This window comes from Caballeronia sp. LZ043 (genome assembly GCF_031451075.1).
Lineage (GTDB): Bacteria > Pseudomonadota > Gammaproteobacteria > Burkholderiales > Burkholderiaceae > Caballeronia.
Window position 1 is genome coordinate 2,279,079 of record NZ_JARUXT010000001.1, and the last position, 17,435, is coordinate 2,296,513.

A 17,435-nucleotide genomic window follows, 5' to 3' on the forward strand; every position below is an offset into this window, starting at 1 on the left:
TTTGCGCCGTTGCCGGACGCGCGTCCCTATTTGCTCCGGCTCTGCACATTCAACCTCATCCGGAGTCCGCCCATGATCGTCTTCGTCACCGGTGCATCCGCCGGCTTCGGCGCTGCCATTGCCCGCACCTTCGTCAAGGGCGGCCATCGCGTGATCGCCGCGGCGCGCCGCAAGGACAGGCTCGTCGCGCTGTCGAAGGAACTCGGCGATGCCCTCCTGCCGCTCGAACTCGATGTCCGCGACGAAGCCGCCGTCCGGAACGCCATCGCTTCACTGCCCGAGGCCTTTGCCCAGATCGACGTGCTGGTCAACAACGCCGGCCTCGCGCTCGGCCTGGAGCCCGCGCAGCGCGCCAGTCTCGACGACTGGAAGAACATGATCGACACCAACTGCACGGGCCTTGTGACGATCACGCACGCGATCCTGCCTGGCATGGTCCAGCGCAATCGCGGTCACGTGTTCAACATGGGCTCGGTCGCGGGCACCTATCCGTATGCGGGCGGCAACGTCTACGGCGCCACCAAGGCGTTCGTGCGGCAATTCAGCCTGAACCTGCGCGCCGATGTCGCAGGCACCGCGCTGCGCGTGACCGACATCGAGCCAGGACTCGTGGGCGGCACCGAGTTCTCGAACGTGCGCTTCAAGGGCGATGACGCGAAGGCGGACACTGTATACAAGAACACGCAGGCACTCACGCCCGAGGACATTGCCGACTCCATTTACTGGATCGCCACGCGCCCCGCGCATGTGAACGTCAACGCAATCGAGATCATGCCGATCGCGCAAAGCTTCGCACCGTTGCAAATTCACCGCGCCTGAATCGCGGATCCGCCTAAGGATTTGGCGGTGTCGCGTCCGCTTCCGGTAAAATGCCGCCGATGAATATTTGTCAAAAAGCGAGCCGGGGCGGTCTGACCTGCCACGGCGCGTGCAAGGCAGCACACAGGTGAGTGATCCGTTGACCTTCGAGTGGCCGATTCGGGTGTATTACGAGGACACCGACGCCGGCGGCATCGTCTTCTACGCGAACTACCTGAAGTTTTTCGAGCGGGCGCGCACCGAATGGCTGCGCGCTTGCGGCATCGACCAGCAGGTTCTCGCCGAGTCCGAAGGCATCGTGTTCGTCGTGAGGCGCACGTCCGTCGAGTACTCGTCGCCGGCACGTCTGGACGATGTCATCCGGATCGAGAGCCGCATCGAACGACTCGGACGCGCATCGGTAGATTTTCATCAGGAAGCGTGGCGCGACGGCGTGCTGCTAGCGACCGGCGACATTCGCGTCGCGTCGGTGGCGCGCGCATCGATCCGTCCGGTCGCGATTCCCGACGCAGTGACCGACGGACTGCGGCGCGGCCCGCACGCCGCCAGGCGCAGCGCCGGTCCTGACCCAACCTGACCGAACCTGACCCATGAACTTGTCGCACCTCCAGACGGTCGATGCACCGTGCAACAGAGGAAGCACTACTGAACACGAGCCGGCCACGGCGCGGCTTTCGTTTTATTCACATTCGTTTCACGAAAGCATGACGCTTTGACCGGACGCCCCGTTCGGGACGTTACAGCGGACCTTTATGAACAATACTCAAGACCTGTCAATCGTTTCCCTCGTCATTCACGCGAGCCTGCTCGCGCAGGCGGTGATGGCGCTGCTCCTGCTGCTGTCGCTCCTGTCCTGGACTTTCATCTTCCGCAAATGGTTTGCCATTCGCCGCGCACGTGCGCAGACCGAGCGTTTCGAGCGCGATTTCTGGTCGGGCGGCGACCTGCAGGCGCTTTATCAGAGCGCAGCCAACAATCGCCACACCATCGGCGCGCTGGAGCGTATCTTTGAATCCGGCATGCGCGAATTCCTGAAGGGCAAGGAGCGCCGCATCACCGATCCGGGCGCGATCCTCGACGGTTCCCGCCGCGCCATGCGCGCCGCCTTCCAGCGCGAAATGGACGTGCTGGAAGCGAATCTCGCGTTCCTCGCGTCGGTCGGTTCGGTGAGTCCGTATATCGGTCTGTTCGGCACGGTCTGGGGAATCATGAATTCGTTCCGCGGCCTCGCCAACGTGCAGCAGGCCACGCTCGCGAACGTCGCGCCGGGCATCGCCGAAGCGCTCGTCGCAACCGCCATCGGCCTGTTCGCCGCGATTCCGGCCGTGGTCGCCTACAACCGCTACGCGCATGACATCGATCGCCTGGCGATCCGCTTCGAGACCTTCATCGAAGAGTTCTCGAACATCCTGCAGCGTCAGGCGCACTGAGAAAGGAGTCCTCGATGGCAGGCCCGATTCGTTCCAGCATGCGCGGCAGTTCGCGCCGCGCCATGGCCGACATCAATGTCGTGCCGTACATCGACGTGATGCTCGTGCTGCTCGTCATCTTCATGGTGACGGCGCCGCTCGTTTCGCCTTCGATCATCAATCTGCCGACCGTCGGCAATGCGCAACCGCAGGAACAGCAACCGCCGGTCGTCATCAACATCAAGGCCGACGGCAGCATGAACGTCCGCTACAAGAACGACGACGGCGCCACGCAAGAGCAGAAGATGACCAAGGACGATCTCAACACGTTCGTGCTGAACCGCCAGGAGTCGCATCCTGACCAGCCCGTCGTGATCGCCGCCGACAAGACGGTGAAGTACGAGGTCGTCATGAACGTGATGTCCGATATGAAGTCGCGCGGCGTGAAGCGCGTCGGCTTGCTCGTCAAATCGCAATGACCGTGTCGCAGAACAAGCATCAGCCAGCGCGCGGCGCGTCCGCACGCCCTCTCCGCCCGCCGCGCGAGCGCGGCACGGGCCGCGCGTTCGCGCTGGCCGCGCTGATGCATCTGCTGCTCATCTGGCTGCTGTATCACGGCATCAACTGGCAGAACAACACGCCCGCCGGCGCCGAAGCAGAGATCTGGACCGAACTCCCCGACACGCCCGCGCCGACGCCCCGCCCCACCCCCACGCCGCCCGTCCCGCAAGTGAAGGCGCCGCCGCCGCCGCCGCCCGCGAAGGACGAAGACGCGGACATCGCGCTGCAGGAAAAGAAACGCAAGCAACAGGAAGCCGCCGCGCGCGAGGCGCAGCTGGCCGAACAGCGTCGCCAGCAGGAACAGGCCCAGCAGGAAGCGGAAGCGAAGCGCCAGCAGCAGGCCGCGCAAGCCGCCGCAGCCGCGGCCGCGCAGCAGAAAGCGATGCAGGACAAGCAGAAGCAGATCGAGCAGCAACGTCAGGCCGAATTGCAGAAGCAGCAACAACAGAAAGCACAGCAGGACAAGCAGCGCCAGCAGCAAGCCGAGGCGCAGAAGCAGGAACAGAAGCAGGAGCAGTTGAAGGAACAGCAGGAAGCCAAGGCAAAGGCTGAAGCCGACGCCAAGGCCAAGGCTGCCGCCGATGCGAAAGCCAAGGCCGCTGCCGATGCGAAAGCCAAGGCGGCCGCCGAAGCCAAGGCCAAGGTCGATGCAGAGCGCAAGGCACGCCTCGCGCAGTTGCAGGGTCAACTGGGCGGCGGCACGGCGTCGAGCGGCGAAGGGCTTGCCAAGAGCGGCACCGGCAAGGGCGCGGGCGGCAATGCAACCTCGCCGGGCTATGCGGAGAAGGTGCAGCGCCGCGTGCGGCCGAACATCGTGTGGGCGGGTGAGACCGCCGGACTGGAGACGGTCGTGTCGGTGCGCTGCTCGCCGTCGGGCACGTTGCTGTCGGCGAACATCACGCGCTCGAGCGGCAACGAGCAATGGGATCAGGCGGCATTGCGCGCGGTGCAACGATCGGATCCGATGCCCGTCGACACCGACGGCAAGGCGCCCGATCACTTCACGATCACGCTGCGCCCGGCCGGAAGCTGATGACGCAGAACACGCGATGCCAAGGCAACAGCAGCCAAGGCGCGTTGAAAGCCTGCATTAAGCAGCGGGAACGAATCGTGCGTCCGCGGGTCTGTTCTGCAATCCGCGGACACTTGAAAACGCTTTTTTCTGGAACCTATACAGCATGAGTTTGATGACGAAGCTTGGCCTGAGAACGCTGGTCGCGTCCTGCCTGATCGCAGCCGGCACTGCCGCACACGCCCAGTTGAACGTACTCGTGACCGGCGTCGGCTCCACGCAATTCCCGATCGCCACGGCCAACTTCGCCAATGAAGCGAGTTCGCCGCAGCAGGTCAGCGCGATCATCCGCCAGGATCTGCAGCGCAGCGGCAAGTTCACGAACATCGACGCGGGCAGCACGCCCGTCTCCGAAGGCGACACGGTCGATCTCGGCGCCTGGAAGGCCAAGGGCGCGGACGCGTTCGTATCGGGCAGCGTGAACAAGCTGCCGAACGGTCAATACGAAGTGCGCTTCCGTCTCTACGACACGGTCAAGCAGCAGAACCTCGGCGGCCTGTCGCTCGTCAGCGCCGAAAGCGGCCTGCGCATGAGCGCGCACAAGATCGCCGACTACATCTACGCCAAGCTGCTCGGCGGCCGCGGCGTGTTCGCCACGCGTCTGTCCTATGTCATCCAGACGGGCGGCCGCTACCAGTTGCAGATTTCCGATTCGGATGGTCAGGACGCGAAGATCGCCCTCTCCAGCCCCGAGCCGATCATCTCCCCGGCATGGTCGCCGGACGGCACGAAGGTCGCGTACGTGTCGTTCGAGCGCAAGAAGCCGGTGGTGTACATCCACGATCTGCCGACGGGGCGTCGCGTGGTCGTGTCGAACCAGAAGGGCAACAACAGCGCCCCGGCGTGGTCGCCTGACGGCCGCAAGCTCGCGGTCGCGCTCTCGCGCACCGGCAACACGCAGATTTTCGAAGTCAATGCAGACGGCTCCGGCCTGCGCCGTCTGACCCAGGGCAGCTCGATCGACACCGAGCCGTTCTACTCTCCTGATGGCAACTCGATTTATTTCACGAGCGATCGCGGCGGCCAGCCGCAGATCTACAAGATGCCGGCGGCAGGTGAAAGCGCCGGCGCGGCCCAGCGGGTCACGTTCACCGGCGCGTACAACACGAGCCCGCGCGTGAGCCCGGACGGCAAGCAACTCGCGTACATTTCGCGCACTGGCGGCGGCTTCAAGCTGTACTTGCTGGACCTCGCGTCCGGCACGGCAACGGGGCTGACCGACACGACGCATGACGAATCGCCGAGCTTCGCGGCGAATGGTCAGTACATCCTCTACGCCACCCAAGTGAACGGACGTGGCGTGTTGGCAGCCGTATCGACCGATGGTCGCACGCGGCAAGTCTTGTCAGTACAGGGCGGTGCGGTGCGCGAGCCGTCCTGGGGTCCGTTCATGCAATAAGTCCAGCAATAACGTTCACATACAACGTTCAGCTACAACACAAGGAGAGGTACCATGATGTCGAAACTTCGTATCGGCCTGGCAGTTGCGATGGTCGGCGCATTGGCGGCTTGTCACTCGGGCGTGAAGCTCGACGAAGGCCAGAACAAGGGTGCAGTCGGCACGCAGCCGAACCCGACGGACGTGAAGCAGGTCAACATCGACCCGTTGAACGACCCGAACAGCCCGCTCGCCAAGCGCAGCATTTTCTTCGACTTCGACAGCTACGCCGTGAAGGACGACTATCAGCCGCTGCTGCAACAACACTCGTCGTATCTGAAGAGCCATCCGGAGCGTCACGTCCTGATCCAGGGCAACACCGACGAACGCGGCACGAGCGAGTACAACCTGGCGCTCGGCCAGAAGCGTGCGGAAGCCGTGCGTCGCGCGATGTCGCTGATGGGCGTGGCCGATTCGCAAATGGAAGCCGTGAGCCTCGGCAAGGAAAAGCCGATGGCGACGGGTCACGACGAAGCGTCGTACGCGCAGAACCGCCGTGCGGATCTCGCATACCAGCAGTAATCACGTAACGTAACCTGTCACGGGTGAGTCGCTCTATGTTGTATCGCTTTCCCTTGCTGCGCGCTGCCGCAGCCGCTTGCGTGGTGGGTTCGACGATGTTCGGCGTGCCCGCGCACGCCGGCGTCTTCGACGACAACGAAGCGCGCAAGGCCGTGCTCGACCTGCGCACGAAAACCGACAGTCTGTCGAATCAGTTGCAGGCCGCGCAACGCACGATCCTCGATCAGCAGAACCGCATCGACCAGTTGAATCAACAGGTCGCGACGGTTCGCGGGCAGAACGAGGATCTGACCAACCAGGTCGTGACGCTGCAAAAGCAGCAGAAGGACTATTACGCCGATCTCGACTCGCGCCTGAAGAAATTCGAGCCGCAACAGGAGACGATCGACGGCATGACCGGTTCGGTGCAGCCCGGCGAGACGGAAGCGTTCAACGCGGCGTCGACTCAATTCCGTAGCGGCGATTACAAGAACGCCGCGGCGTCGTTCAAGACGTTCGTGGCGAAGTATCCGCAGAGCCCGTATCAGCCGACGGCGCAGTACTGGCTCGGCAACGCGCTCTATGCCCAGCGCGACTACAAGGGATCGACTGCGGTCTGGCAGAACCTGGTGAAGAGTTATCCGACGCATCCGCGAGCACCCGAAGCGCTGCTTGCGATCGCAAACAACCAGATCGAGCAAGGCCAGAAAGCGGCTGCCAAGCAGACGCTCCAGCAGATCATCTCGCAATACTCCGGTACGGAAGTCGCGACGACGGCGCAGAGCAAGATGTCGCAGGTAAAGTGATCGAGGGCTGCTGCAAGCAATGAGAGAGAACGCCTGCGGGAAGTCATGCCGCAGGCGTTTTTTCTGAGGACATTGGCCGGTTTGCGATGCGGTTTGGTTGACAAAAATCCAATTCGCAGATTATAATTTCGCCTCTTTTGGGTCGTTAGCTCAGCTGGTAGAGCAGCGGACTTTTAATCCGTTGGTCACAGGTTCGAATCCCGTACGGCCTACCAAAAGATTCAAAGGGCTCAGCGCATGCTGAGCCCTTTTCTTTTGCGTGAGCGCTTTGCACACTTCTACTTGATCGCGCTTGCTCATGATGTCGCCCCTCGATAGCAAAGCGGTTCCCCACCCATAAACTGACCGGGAGCGGATTCTTTCCGCTTCCATCGAGCGGCGTCACCAGAACAATCTGAAATCGAAGCACGGCGAGTGCCGCCGGAGCACCAGGACACAATCTGTCCCGGTGCTTCTTATAATCGAACGCGGTTCCCAACTCGCCCAAGCCATGACCAACAGCCTCGACGAAGCCATCCTCCGCGTGCTGCCGACCGAACGGGACGCCACCGCCTGGCTTCCCACGCCGGAAATTCGCCGCCGTCTGGAGGAGCGCGGGCATCGCGTCGGCTATACGAAGAAGGTGCAGCGTCACTTGACGGCGCTCGAAGCGGACGGCCGCGTCGTCTCGATGCTCAACGGCCGCGAACTGCTGTGGCAACGCAAGCCCTGGCTGCACGGTCTGCAGGAAGGTGTCGGACTGATGAGCGCATCCGAGGCCGTGGCGTTCCATATCCTCCAGCGCTTCGCCGGCAACAAGCTGCCGAACGCCGTGACCCGCGACATCGATCCGCTCTTCAAGGCCGCCGAGGCGCGGCTGTCGCAGGAAAAAGAGGACAGCCGCATCTATCGCGCGTGGGCGGACAAGATCGATTCCGTCGATGGCGCCTTCACGCTGATTCGTCCGAAGCTGCGTCCGGAGATCTTCCAGGCTGTCGCGACCGCGACCTTCTTCGAGCGCGAACTGCTCGTGCAATACCGTCCCGCGTACAAGAGCGAAAAGAACGAGAAGAACGAAAGCGGCAGCCAGACCGATGAACCGAAGACCCGCACGCTCTGGCCGCTCGCGCTGGTGGAATCGGCGGGCGTGATGTACATGGTCGCACAGGATCCGAAGCGCGCGCCGCGTCCCGAGAAAGGCGAAACCGAATGGATGCGCACGCTGTATCGGCTCGACCGGATTCGCTCGGTGACGGAATCCGGCGAGGCCTTCACCTATCCCGAGGACTTCAAGCTGCGCAAGTACATCGAGACGCAGCAGGTGTTCGATTTCCTGCCCGAGCCCGCTGTGCGTCTCGAACTCGCCTTCGAAGGCCACGCCGGCAATCAGCTGCGCGAATCGCCGATGTCGAAGGATCAGCAGATCGATACCCTGCCCGACGGCCGCACGAAAATCTCCGGCACCGTCACGCCGAGCCTGAAACTGCGCTGGTGGCTGCGCGCCCTCGGCGCGAACGTCGAGATCCTCGCGCCGCAGACCCTGCGCGATGAATTCGCGCAAGACTATCGCAAGCTCGCCAACCGTTATGTCGAAGGCACGTCGCCATGAACGACACCGCGCTGCTCGACCAGGCCGCCGCCTGGATCCGCGCCGCCGATGGCCTGCTCGTCACCGCCGGCGCCGGCATGGGCGTCGACTCGGGCTTGCCGGACTTTCGCGGACCGGAAGGGTTCTGGCGCGCGTATCCGGCACTGCGGCATCACGGCTTCTCGTTCGAGGACATGGCCAATCCCGCGGGCTTCGTGCGCCATCCGCAACTGACGTGGGGCTTTTACGGGCATCGGCTGGCGCTGTACCGGGCAACGCAGCCGCATGAGGGCTTCCACCTGCTGAAGCGCTGGGCGGCGCGCATGCCGCACGGCGCGTTCGTATTCACGAGCAATGTCGATGGCCAGTTCCAGCGCGCGGGTTTTGCACCGGAGCGCATCGCCGAATGTCACGGCGCGATCGACACGCTGCAATGCCTGGACGCCTGCACGCATGATCTCTGGTCCGCGGACGGCTTCGATCCCGTCGTCGATGAAGCGCGCTGTGAACTGCTCAATGCGCCGCCGCGCTGCCCGCGTTGTCATGCGCTGGCGCGACCGAACATCCTGATGTTCGGCGACTGGAACTGGATCGAGCGGCGCTCGGCGCAACAGGAACGCCGGCTGGCTGCGTGGCTGCACGGCGTCGAACGGCTGGTGGTCGTCGAACTCGGCGCGGGGCGTGCGCTGCCCACGGTCAGGCGCTTCAGCGAACGCAACGGATCGCGCGTGATCCGCATCAATCCGCGTGAGCACGCCATTGCGCCGGACCGGGGTGTCGGCATCGCGGATGGCGCGCGCAATGCGCTTCTGCGCCTCGACGCCCTGCTGCACGACGCCTGACGCACGATACGCGCAAGACGCGTCAGCCCATGTAACGCACGTTGACCTGCGGCCCGAACACCTCGCGCACGATCTCGACCAGATGATCGTGATGGCTCAGGAAGATCACCTGGGTACGCTTCGCGAGTTGCGCGAGCACACGCAGACCGGCGCGCGCACGGCCGTCGTCGAAGTTGATGAAGAGGTCGTCGGCGACGAATGGCAGCGACGCTGCGCGCTCGCCATGTTCCTCCAGTGCCGCGAGGCGCAACGCGAGATACAGCTGGTCGCGCGTGCCCTCGCTCATTCCGCCGATCTCGACATGCTCGCCGCTCACTCGCACCGCGGAGAGCGCCATCGGCTGGCGATCGTAGTCCACGACCAGCCGCGAGAAATTGCCGAGCGTCAGTTCGGCGAAGATCGCACTGGCGCGCGACAGCATCGGGCCCTGACGGCGTTCGCGATAACGGTCGATCGCCCATTTCAGCAGCGTCGAAGCGGTTTCGACCTTGACGAAACGTTCGGCGGCATCGGCCATGGCGGCCAGCGCTTCCTGCCGCTTCGCCTCGGCGCGCGCGGCGTTGGCGTCGCCAGAAATGGCCGCCAGTTCGCGCCGCGCACTTTCGAGCGCCGCCGCGACGTCGTGCGCCGCATTCACCGACTCCGACAGCGCCGCGCCGATCCGCGACAGTTCCGCCGCCACGCTCGGCATGTCCGCGCCCTCCACTTCCGCGACGAGCTCGTCGAGCGCAAGGCCATCGCCGCCCTGGATGAGCGCGGCGCGCGCGTCGTCGGCGGCGGCCTTGAGCTGCCCCTTTTGATGCGATTGCGCGATCAGCGGCGCGAGCGCATCGGGCGTGTCCACGGCCGCCAGTTCGTAGAGCGGCCGCAACGTGGCCTTCGCTTCCTCCACTTCGAGTCTCGCGTGGCTCACCTGCGTCTCCGCCGCCGCATGTTCCTTCTTCAGCCGATCGCTGTCGGCCTGCGCGGCCACGGCGCGATCGAGCCGCGCCGACAGCTCCGTCGCGATCCGCGACGCGCCCGCTGCGGTCAACGACGCGTCGAGTTCCTGCGCCAGTTGCTCGGCCTCGGCATCGAGCGTGGCAAGCGCGTGGCGCCTGGCTTCGATCTGACCGCTGCGAATGCCGTCCACGTGCGTCAACTGCTCGCCGATCTGCTTCACGATGTCGAGCGCCGTTTCGGCCGCCGCCTGCGAATCCACGGCGCGTGCGAGGCCTGCCTTGTCGAGCGCCGCCGTCCAGTCCCGCTGCCAGCGCTCGAACGCTTCACGCGCCGCCTTGGCCGCGCCTTCGCGTGCGCCGCGTTCGGCCTGCGCTTCGTCGAGCTGTGCCTGGAGATTGCGCCGCGTCACGCCCGCTTCGTCGATGGCGGCAATGCGTGCCTCGGCGCTGTCGCACAGCGCATCGATACCGGCGTGCAGATCCTCCGGTGCGCCGGATGCACTCAACTGACGCGCGAGTTCATCGCGGCGCGCGGCGGCATCGGTGGCTTCGCGCGTCAGTTCCGCGCTGCGTGCGTGCAGCGCCTGCGCCGCCGTCAGCACCGCATCGCGCGATGCCATCCACGCCGGCGCATCGTCCAGCGGCATCTCCGCGAGGCCCGCCTGCACGGCGAGCGCGCGCCAGTCGTCGTCGAACTGCGTCAATGCGGTCGCGGCTTCGCGCACAGCTTCCTCACGCCGCGCGAGTGTTTCTTCCGCGCTGACGATGCGCCGCTTCAGCGCCGTCAGTTGCGTCGCCTGCCCGACCGAGCCCAACTGGCGGTCCGCCAGCCCGTCCGATGCATGCAGCTGCTGCTCGAAGCCCGGCGCGCCCGCGGCAAGCGCAACTTCGCCCGAACGGATCGCGTGCCACGCGGCATCGCGCGTCGCACGGGCATCGCGCACTTCGGCGGCGGTCACGACGTCGTGTGTTTCGACCAGTTCGTCCAGCGCATGCTGCGCCGCGCGCAGATCGTCGCGCGCCTCGTCCAGCCGATCCTCGGCGAGCGTCACGCGCGATGCCCGCTCCTGCCGCTCGCGCCGCAGCGTCGCGATGCGCTCCTGCGCAGGCAGCGTCATCGACTGCAACGCGTCGACCGGCCGCGTCCAGCGTCCGAGCGCGGCGAGACCCGCGTCGAGCGCCTGCTCGGCTTCGCGCTTCGCGTCTTCGAGACGCCGTTGCTCGGTGCCCGAATCGCGATACTTCTGCGCCGCGCGCAAGGCGGCACGCAACGCCGGCGACACCTCGCCGCCGTCGATTCCAGCCAGCCGCGTCTTCAGCATATCGATCTGCTTCGCGGCTTCATCGGCGGCCTGCCCTGCGTTGCGCGCCGTTTGCTGCAATCCGCCGCGCTCCAGCATCAGGCTCGACAGGGTCTGGAGCACGAGCGCGCCGGGCAGCGCGTGACGCGCGCCCGCTTCGTCCTGCGGCCAGCCGAGTTGCGCGCTGTGCTGCGCGACCTGCCGCAGCCGCATGTCCACTTCGTTTTCCAGCCGCGCGATCTCGCCGGCGTGATTCGCCGTGCGTTCGCGCGCGGCATCGAGCGCACGAATGCGCGCCTGCGCGGCGAGCATTGTCCGGTCGGGCTGGATGGTATCCGCTTCGATCTGCAAGCGCGCCGCTTCAGCCACATGCAATTCGACCGCCCGTTCAGCGGACGCCAGCCGCGTCAGCGCATTCTGCAGCGTCGCTCCGGCGTCGGCCGGCAACTCCCGCACCTCGCCCAGCTCGCGCAACTCGGCGCTCTTCTCGCGCCACACGTTCAGATGCGGCGCCACGCGCCTCACGCGTTCGAGCCGGCCGCGCTGCGCTTCGAGCGCCGCACGCTGGAGGTCCTGTTCGCGGCGCTTCTCCTCAGCCTCCTCGACCGCGCCCTGCGCGCGCCGCCATTGCGCCGTGCGCACGCTGGCCGTCTTCAGCTCGGCGCTGGCTTCGTCGAATTGCTTGAGACCGGCGTAATACGCCCGATCGCCCGACTTGCGCCGGGCCCACAGCCGGTCCGCTTCGTCCGCGAGGCGCTGACGCACGTCGCCAAGACTCGCGATGCCCGCCGCCGACTGGAACAGCACCTGCCCGACATCGCTCGAGGCATCGAGAATGGCGTCGCCGCCGCGCCGCAGCGCGTCGTGATTCAGGCAGTACATCTGCTCGAAAAAGTGCTTGTCGGCGGCGCCGAGGAACGGCGTGAGCGCGTCGGCGGCGAGCGGGTCGCCGTTCGGCGCCGTGAGCGACGACTTGCGGCTCTTCGTGCGATGAAACGCGAACGCCGAGCCGTCCAGTTCGAGCGACGCGCCGAGCCGCAGATCGCTCTGCGGATGCACGAACGCGAGCGGCGAGCTGTGCGGCATGCCGAACAGCAGCTCGGCAATGGCGTTCTTGATGGTCGACTTGCCGGCCTCGTTCGGACCGACGACAAAATGAAAGTCATGCTCCGCCACCGGGAAATCCACGTCGTGGTCGGTGAATTTGCCGTAGCGGATGAGTTCGAGTCTGCCGATGCGCATGGGCTTACTCCGCGTCCGCCAGCTGCGCGATGAGCCCGGAGCGCACCTCGCTCACGAGCGCCGCCAGTTCGCCGTTGCGCACCTGCTCGAGCTCGGGCACGGCCTTCTGCAACTCGCTCGGCGCCTGCGTCGCCAGCACGATCAGTCTTTCCTTGAGCATCTCCAGAAACTCCGGGTCGGATTCCGCTTCGATCAGGAGGCCGTGCAGGTCGGCGAGCGCGTCGCTGCGTCCGGCCGTGGGCACTTCCTGCGACAGCGGCCGGGTCGCGACTTTCACCTTCTCCAGCCACAGCCGGTCATGGCTGATCGCCGCGATCTGCGCCAGCACTTCGGCGCGCAATTGCGTCGCGAGTCCGAACAGCTCGCCGTGCGCCTGGGTCGCACCGGTGATCGTCACGCGCACGGCATGCGGCACCGGCGACGCCGCATCGTCCACCAGCGCTTCGAGCGCACGGCCGACCGCGCGCGCGACTTCATCGAGCGTCGCGGCCTGCGAGGCATCGACGCTCACGGCTTCCCAGCGCAGCACGTCGATGAACAGCCGCTCGACGCTCACCTCTTCCGCCTCCGACACCGTCACCAGCACGGCGCCGCGCCGCCCGGTCTCGCGGATGTTGCGTCCTTGCAGATTGCCCGGAAACACGATGGTCGACGCATCCTGCCAGATCGCATATTCATGCACGTGCCCGAGCGCCCAGTAGTGATACTGCTTCGCGTGCAGTTCCGCGACCGAGCACGGCGCGTAGCTCGCGTGCTGCGCGGCGCCTTCGAGCGCGGTATGCAGCACGCCGATGTTGAAGTAGCCCGCGACCGGCGCCGGATACGCGGTGACGAGGTTCGTCGTGACGGCCTTTTCCTTGAAGCTGTGGCCGTGCAGCGCGACCTTGAGCGCGTCGATGCGGAAGGTCTGCGGCTTTCTCGCCGAGAACGTATGGACGTTGTCCGGCAGCTGCAACTGGCTCGTCATTTCGCTTTCGGCGTCGTGGTTGCCGAACAGCACATACACCGGAATGCCCGCGCGGCGCAGACGGCCCATCTCGCGGCAAAAGAAGATGCCGGTGTTGTGGTCGCGCCAGGTGCCGTCGTAAAGATCGCCGGCAATGATCATGAAGTCGACCTGCTCGTCCACCGCGACCGTAACGAGCCTCGAGAAGGCCTCGCGCGTGGCGTTGCGCAGCATGTCGGCGGGTGCGTCGGCGTAGGCGGACAAGCCGTGCAGAGGGCTGTCCAGATGGATGTCCGCCGCGTGTATGAAGCGCATGCGCTGTCTCCGTGATGAAAGGTTGCCGCCGGCCCGCGAGGACCGGGCGGTCGATTCTGACAGCCGCTCCAGACAAATCGTGTCCCGGTGTGCCCTGACCGTTCGGGACGCCGGATGTCCCGAGCGGCCCACAGAATCAGCCGTCCGGAATCAACGCGACACGAGGCCAGAACGATGAACGAAACACTCGAACGACACCAGCGACACGCCGCGATCACGAGCCCGTACACGCCGGGCAACGTCGATGCCGCGATCCGCCATCTGGAACGCGTGCTCTCGGCGGAAGGCGCGAATTCGCTGTTTGGCCAGACTTACTGGCGCAGCCGCGTGTGCCAGGTGAGCGCGACGCGTGGACTTCAGCGTGACCAGCGTGCAAGGCTCGAACGCCTGATGAACCGGCTCGCCGATGCCGGCGCACAGTAGTGCCCGATTCAGTCCTGATGTCAGGATGGCGCCCGGCGCGAGCGTTGCAGCGCCTGCGCCAGCGCGACGAACTCCGCGACCGGCACTTCCTCGGCGCGGCGGGTGAGATCGAAACCGATGGCATCGAAATCGATCGACTCGCGGTAAGCCGACAGGTTGTTGCGCAAGACCTTGCGACGCTGTGCGAAGGCCGCCTTCACGACGTCCGACAGCGCGTTCTCATCCACGTCGGGCAACTCGTGCGGCGCGAACGGAATCATGCGCACGATCGCGGAATTTACCTTCGGCGGCGGATTGAACGATTCGGGCGGCACGTCGAGCAGCTTGTCCATCACGTAGCGGTATTGCAGCATCACGGACAGGCGCCCGTAGTCCTTGCTGGCGGGTTCAGCGATCATCCGGTCCACCACTTCGTCCTGCAACATGAAGTGCTGGTCGATCACCCGGTGCGCGAAACGCGTGAGATGAAACAGCAGCGGGCTCGAAATGTTGTACGGCAGATTGCCGACGATGCGCAGCGTAGGCTTGCCGCTCTCATCAGCTTGAGCAAGCGCGCCGAAGTCGAATTCGAGGGCATCGGCGGAATGCAAAACCAGACGCTCGCCGAAACGCTTCTCCAGCCGCCCGATCAGGTCGCGGTCCAGCTCCACCGCATGCAGCGGCGATTCCGGCGTCGCCACTCTGTCGATCAGCGGTTCGGTCAGCGCGGCCAGGCCCGGCCCGATCTCGACCATGCGCTCGCCGCGGCGGGGCGCGATGGTGTCGACGATCGAATCGATGATGCCCTGATCGACGAGGAAGTTCTGCCCGAAGCGCTTGCGCGCGAAATGGCCTTGATGTTTGGTCGGCATGTTCGTTTGAATGAAGCTCGCGCGGCGGCTTTCAGGCCGCGCGTTTGTGGCGCGCCATCGTGACGGCGGCGTCGATTGCGGCGATCATGCTGCCCGCGTCCGCGCGGCCCGTGCCGGCGAGATCGAGCGCGGTGCCGTGATCCACCGAGGTGCGGATGATCGGCAGGCCCAGCGTCACGTTGATGCCTTCGCCAAACGTGGCGTATTTCAGCACCGGCAGGCCCTGGTCATGGAACATCGCCAGCACGCAGTCCGCGTCCTGCAGATAGCGCGGCTGGAACAGGGTGTCGGCGGGATACGGTCCCGGTGCGTCGATGCCGAGCGCGCGCGCCTGTTCTAGCGCAGGCGCGATCACGTCGATTTCCTCGCGGCCCAGGTAGCCGTTCTCGCCCGCGTGCGGGTTGAGGCCGGTGACGAGGATGCGCGGCGCGGCCAGGCCGAAATGCGCGCGCAGGTCGTGATGGATGATGCGCAAGGTCTCGACGAGTCCCGCCACGCTCAGTGCGGCCGACACGTCCTTCAGCGGCAGATGCGTGGTGGCCAGCGCGACCCGCAGCGGACGCTCGCCCGAACCCGCCAGCATCATGACCACGCGCGGCGTATGCGTGCGTTCGGCGAGATATTCGGTGTGGCCGGTGAAGGGCACGCCGGCGTCGTTGATGGTGCTCTTTTGCAGCGGCGCGGTGACGATGGCGTCGAAACGGCCGGACACGGCGCCGTCGATGGCGGCATCGAGCAGGCCGAGCACATAGCGCCCGTTGGCCGCGTTCAGCTTGCCTGCCTCGGCGGGCACGGCAAGCGCGTGATGTTCCAGTTCGACAGGCTCACCCGCCGCCGGCCAGCTTGCGCCGGCACGTTCGGCGAGCAGCGCGCGGTCGCCGAGCACCGTGAAGCGCGCCTGCGGCCAGCGCGTGCGGGCCTGCGCGAGCGCCGCCGCCGTCAGTTCCGGGCCGACGCCGCCCGGCTCGCCCGTCGTGATGGCGATGGCGAGCGGGCGGGGGTCGGCGGTGCTCATCTGCTTACTGCTGCGCCTGGGCAGCGACGCCCTTGTACTGGACGTAGGCGGTGTCGCGCAGTTCGCGCAGCCAGTCGGAATAGGCCTGTTCCGCCTTGCGCTGACCGATCGCCTGACGTGCGATGTCGAGCTGCTGCGTCGCCGAGCCTTCCGCCTCGCGACGGCCGAGCACCTGGATCAGGTGGTAGCCGTACTCGCTGCGCACCGGATCGCTGACCGCGCCGTCCTGCAGGTTGTTCATCGCGCGCTCGAATTCAGGCACGGTTTCGCCCGGACTGATCCAGCCGAGGTCGCCGCCCTGCGAGGCCGAGCCGTCCTGCGAATAGGTCCGCGCGAAGTTCGCGAAGTCGCCGCCCGCCAATACTTGCTGCTTGATGTCGAGCAGCCGCTGGCGCGCCGCCTGTTCCGACATGCCGTCCGTCACGCGCAGCAGGATGTGGCGCACGTGGGTCTGCGTGAGCTTGGGGGCGTCGGCGGCCGTGCCCTGGCTCGCGCGCCGGTCCACCAGCTTGATGACTTCGAAGCCGCCGCTCGTACGCAGCAGCGTCGGCGCGACCTGACCCGGACGCAGCGTCGCGACCGCCGTCACGATGCCCGCCGGCAGCGAAGCCGGCGCACGGAAGCCGAGATCCCCGCCCTTGGAGGCGTCGGTGTCCTGGGAGTTGTTCTTGGCGAGCTTGGTGAAATCGTCGCCGTTGAGCGCCTGCTTCAGCACGGCGTCCGCCTTGCCCTGCGCCGCCGCGACGTCCGCCTCGGGCGCGTCCTGCGGCACCTTGAACATGATGTGCTGCAAGTGCAGGTCGCTCGTGTTGCGGGCGCCCGGACCGCGCTGGCTGGCGATGTAGTTCGCCACTTCGCCGTCCGACACGGTGATCTTGCTGTCGACTTCCTTCTCGCGCAGCTTCGACAGCGTGAGTTCGGTGCGCGCGTCGCGCACGAAGGTGGCCCAGGGCACGCCCTGTGCCTCGATGCGCGAGCGGTAGACGTCGAGCGTCATCTGGTTCTGCTGGGCCAGGCGGGCGAGCGTGCGGTTCACGGTGGCGTCGTCGACGTTGATGCCGTCGTCCTTCGCCTTCTGAAGCTGGATGCGCTCGAGCACCATCTGATCGAGCACCTGGCGCTGCATCTGGTCCGCGGGCGGCAGCGGCGCGTTCTGCTGCTGGAGACGCTTGGCGATCAGCGCGGTGCGCTCTTCCAGTTCGCGCTGCGTGATGACGCCGTCGTTCACGACCGCGACCACGGAATCCGCCACCTGCGCATTGCGGTTCGACAACGCCTGCGCGCCGGCCGGCGTACTCAGGATCAACGCTGCGGCGAGCGCGCCCGCCACGATGGCCGTCGATCTAAACAATTTCACGTTTGACACAGAGACTCCATCAAATTCCA

General features: G+C 65.9%; 16 protein-coding genes and 1 tRNA gene. 12 read left to right on the forward strand and 5 right to left on the reverse strand.

The genetic code is table 11. From position 1 onward, the window contains the following. Window positions 1-72: 72 nt before the first annotated feature. The 11 genes from ydfG to QCE64_RS10430 all read left to right on the forward strand — a co-directional run bounded on the left by ydfG (window position 73) and on the right by QCE64_RS10430 (window position 9,015). On the forward strand, window positions 73-819 hold the full coding sequence (ydfG, locus tag QCE64_RS10380; RefSeq protein ID WP_309809694.1) for a bifunctional NADP-dependent 3-hydroxy acid dehydrogenase/3-hydroxypropionate dehydrogenase YdfG: 747 nt from the start codon (window positions 73-75) through the stop codon (window positions 817-819). Window positions 820-946: 127 nt separating this feature from the next. After that, entirely contained in the window at window positions 947-1,396 is a 450-nt protein-coding gene (gene ybgC / locus QCE64_RS10385; RefSeq protein ID WP_309918326.1) for a tol-pal system-associated acyl-CoA thioesterase, read from the forward strand. 175 nt (window positions 1,397-1,571) lie between these two features. Beyond that, window positions 1,572-2,249 carry a protein TolQ gene (tolQ, locus tag QCE64_RS10390; protein WP_016346195.1) on the forward strand — a complete coding sequence of 226 codons (678 nt, stop codon included), beginning with the start codon at window positions 1,572-1,574 and terminating at the stop codon, window positions 2,247-2,249. Between the two features lie 14 nt (window positions 2,250-2,263). Beyond that, window positions 2,264-2,707, forward strand: coding sequence for a protein TolR (gene tolR, locus QCE64_RS10395; protein ID WP_309809701.1), 444 nt, complete (start codon window positions 2,264-2,266; stop codon window positions 2,705-2,707). Then, window positions 2,704-3,822 carry a cell envelope integrity protein TolA gene (gene tolA / locus QCE64_RS10400; RefSeq protein WP_310003689.1) on the forward strand — a complete coding sequence of 373 codons (1,119 nt, stop codon included), beginning with the start codon at window positions 2,704-2,706 and terminating at the stop codon, window positions 3,820-3,822. The genes tolR and tolA overlap by 4 nt, the downstream gene beginning before the upstream one ends. A 145-nt stretch (window positions 3,823-3,967) precedes the next feature. Next, window positions 3,968-5,260, forward strand: coding sequence for a Tol-Pal system beta propeller repeat protein TolB (tolB, locus tag QCE64_RS10405; protein WP_309809704.1), 1,293 nt, complete (start codon window positions 3,968-3,970; stop codon window positions 5,258-5,260). 54 nt (window positions 5,261-5,314) lie between these two features. Continuing rightward, window positions 5,315-5,821: a peptidoglycan-associated lipoprotein Pal gene (pal, locus tag QCE64_RS10410; protein WP_309809705.1), complete on the forward strand. Its 507-nt coding sequence runs from the start codon at window positions 5,315-5,317 to the stop codon at window positions 5,819-5,821. 35 nt (window positions 5,822-5,856) lie between these two features. Then, window positions 5,857-6,606 carry a tol-pal system protein YbgF gene (gene ybgF, locus QCE64_RS10415; protein WP_309918331.1) on the forward strand — a complete coding sequence of 250 codons (750 nt, stop codon included), beginning with the start codon at window positions 5,857-5,859 and terminating at the stop codon, window positions 6,604-6,606. A gap of 139 nt (window positions 6,607-6,745) precedes the next feature. Continuing rightward, window positions 6,746-6,821, forward strand: a tRNA-Lys gene (locus QCE64_RS10420). A gap of 275 nt (window positions 6,822-7,096) precedes the next feature. Further along, window positions 7,097-8,194 carry a WYL domain-containing protein gene (locus QCE64_RS10425; protein ID WP_310003691.1) on the forward strand — a complete coding sequence of 366 codons (1,098 nt, stop codon included), beginning with the start codon at window positions 7,097-7,099 and terminating at the stop codon, window positions 8,192-8,194. Continuing rightward, window positions 8,191-9,015, forward strand: coding sequence for a Sir2 family NAD-dependent protein deacetylase (locus QCE64_RS10430; protein ID WP_309930979.1), 825 nt, complete (start codon window positions 8,191-8,193; stop codon window positions 9,013-9,015). The genes QCE64_RS10425 and QCE64_RS10430 overlap by 4 nt, the downstream gene beginning before the upstream one ends. 22 nt (window positions 9,016-9,037) lie before the next feature. On the opposite strand, the gene QCE64_RS10435 is transcribed toward QCE64_RS10430, so the two are convergent. Continuing rightward, window positions 9,038-12,499: an AAA family ATPase gene (locus QCE64_RS10435; protein ID WP_310003693.1), complete on the reverse strand. Its 3,462-nt coding sequence runs from the start codon at window positions 12,497-12,499 to the stop codon at window positions 9,038-9,040. Between the two features lie 4 nt (window positions 12,500-12,503). Next, complete coding sequence (locus QCE64_RS10440; protein WP_310003695.1) at window positions 12,504-13,760, reverse strand: DNA repair exonuclease; 1,257 nt, start codon at window positions 13,758-13,760, stop codon at window positions 12,504-12,506. Window positions 13,761-13,934: 174 nt separating this feature from the next. Here QCE64_RS10440 and QCE64_RS10445 point away from each other — a divergent pair, with 174 nt between their 5' ends. Next, window positions 13,935-14,183 carry a hypothetical protein gene (locus QCE64_RS10445; protein WP_309930985.1) on the forward strand — a complete coding sequence of 83 codons (249 nt, stop codon included), beginning with the start codon at window positions 13,935-13,937 and terminating at the stop codon, window positions 14,181-14,183. A gap of 20 nt (window positions 14,184-14,203) precedes the next feature. Here QCE64_RS10445 and rsmA read toward each other — a convergent pair whose 3' ends face one another. From rsmA to QCE64_RS10460, 3 genes are read right to left on the reverse strand one after another with little or no spacing between them, the layout of a single operon-like run. Continuing rightward, window positions 14,204-15,034 (reverse strand): 16S rRNA (adenine(1518)-N(6)/adenine(1519)-N(6))-dimethyltransferase RsmA, encoded by an 831-nt coding sequence (gene rsmA, locus QCE64_RS10450; RefSeq protein WP_310003697.1) that lies wholly within the window; start codon window positions 15,032-15,034, stop codon window positions 14,204-14,206. 31 nt (window positions 15,035-15,065) lie between these two features. After that, entirely contained in the window at window positions 15,066-16,049 is a 984-nt protein-coding gene (pdxA, locus tag QCE64_RS10455) for a 4-hydroxythreonine-4-phosphate dehydrogenase PdxA (protein WP_309918350.1), read from the reverse strand. Window positions 16,050-16,053: 4 nt separating this feature from the next. Then, on the reverse strand, window positions 16,054-17,415 hold the full coding sequence (locus QCE64_RS10460; protein WP_309809721.1) for a peptidylprolyl isomerase: 1,362 nt from the start codon (window positions 17,413-17,415) through the stop codon (window positions 16,054-16,056). Window positions 17,416-17,435: the final 20 nt, after the last annotated feature.

Excerpts from the sequence above, each read along its gene's own strand:
- QCE64_RS10425 (WP_310003691.1), top strand. The coding sequence starts at position 7,097 with ATGACCAACAGCCTCGACGAAGCCATCCTCCGCGTGCTGCCGACCGAA.
- QCE64_RS10440 (WP_310003695.1), bottom strand. The coding sequence starts at position 13,760 with ATGCGCTTCATACACGCGGCGGACATCCATCTGGACAGCCCTCTGCAC.
- rsmA (WP_310003697.1), bottom strand. The coding sequence starts at position 15,034 with ATGCCGACCAAACATCAAGGCCATTTCGCGCGCAAGCGCTTCGGGCAG.
- QCE64_RS10435 (WP_310003693.1), bottom strand. The coding sequence starts at position 12,499 with ATGCGCATCGGCAGACTCGAACTCATCCGCTACGGCAAATTCACCGAC.
- QCE64_RS10445 (WP_309930985.1), top strand. The coding sequence starts at position 13,935 with ATGAACGAAACACTCGAACGACACCAGCGACACGCCGCGATCACGAGC.
- tolQ (WP_016346195.1), top strand. The coding sequence starts at position 1,572 with ATGAACAATACTCAAGACCTGTCAATCGTTTCCCTCGTCATTCACGCG.
- pal (WP_309809705.1), top strand. The coding sequence starts at position 5,315 with ATGATGTCGAAACTTCGTATCGGCCTGGCAGTTGCGATGGTCGGCGCA.
- ybgF (WP_309918331.1), top strand. The coding sequence starts at position 5,857 with ATGTTGTATCGCTTTCCCTTGCTGCGCGCTGCCGCAGCCGCTTGCGTG.
- tolB (WP_309809704.1), top strand. The coding sequence starts at position 3,968 with ATGAGTTTGATGACGAAGCTTGGCCTGAGAACGCTGGTCGCGTCCTGC.
- ydfG (WP_309809694.1), top strand. The coding sequence starts at position 73 with ATGATCGTCTTCGTCACCGGTGCATCCGCCGGCTTCGGCGCTGCCATT.
- QCE64_RS10430 (WP_309930979.1), top strand. The coding sequence starts at position 8,191 with ATGAACGACACCGCGCTGCTCGACCAGGCCGCCGCCTGGATCCGCGCC.
- pdxA (WP_309918350.1), bottom strand. The coding sequence starts at position 16,049 with ATGAGCACCGCCGACCCCCGCCCGCTCGCCATCGCCATCACGACGGGC.
- tolR (WP_309809701.1), top strand. The coding sequence starts at position 2,264 with ATGGCAGGCCCGATTCGTTCCAGCATGCGCGGCAGTTCGCGCCGCGCC.
- tolA (WP_310003689.1), top strand. The coding sequence starts at position 2,704 with ATGACCGTGTCGCAGAACAAGCATCAGCCAGCGCGCGGCGCGTCCGCA.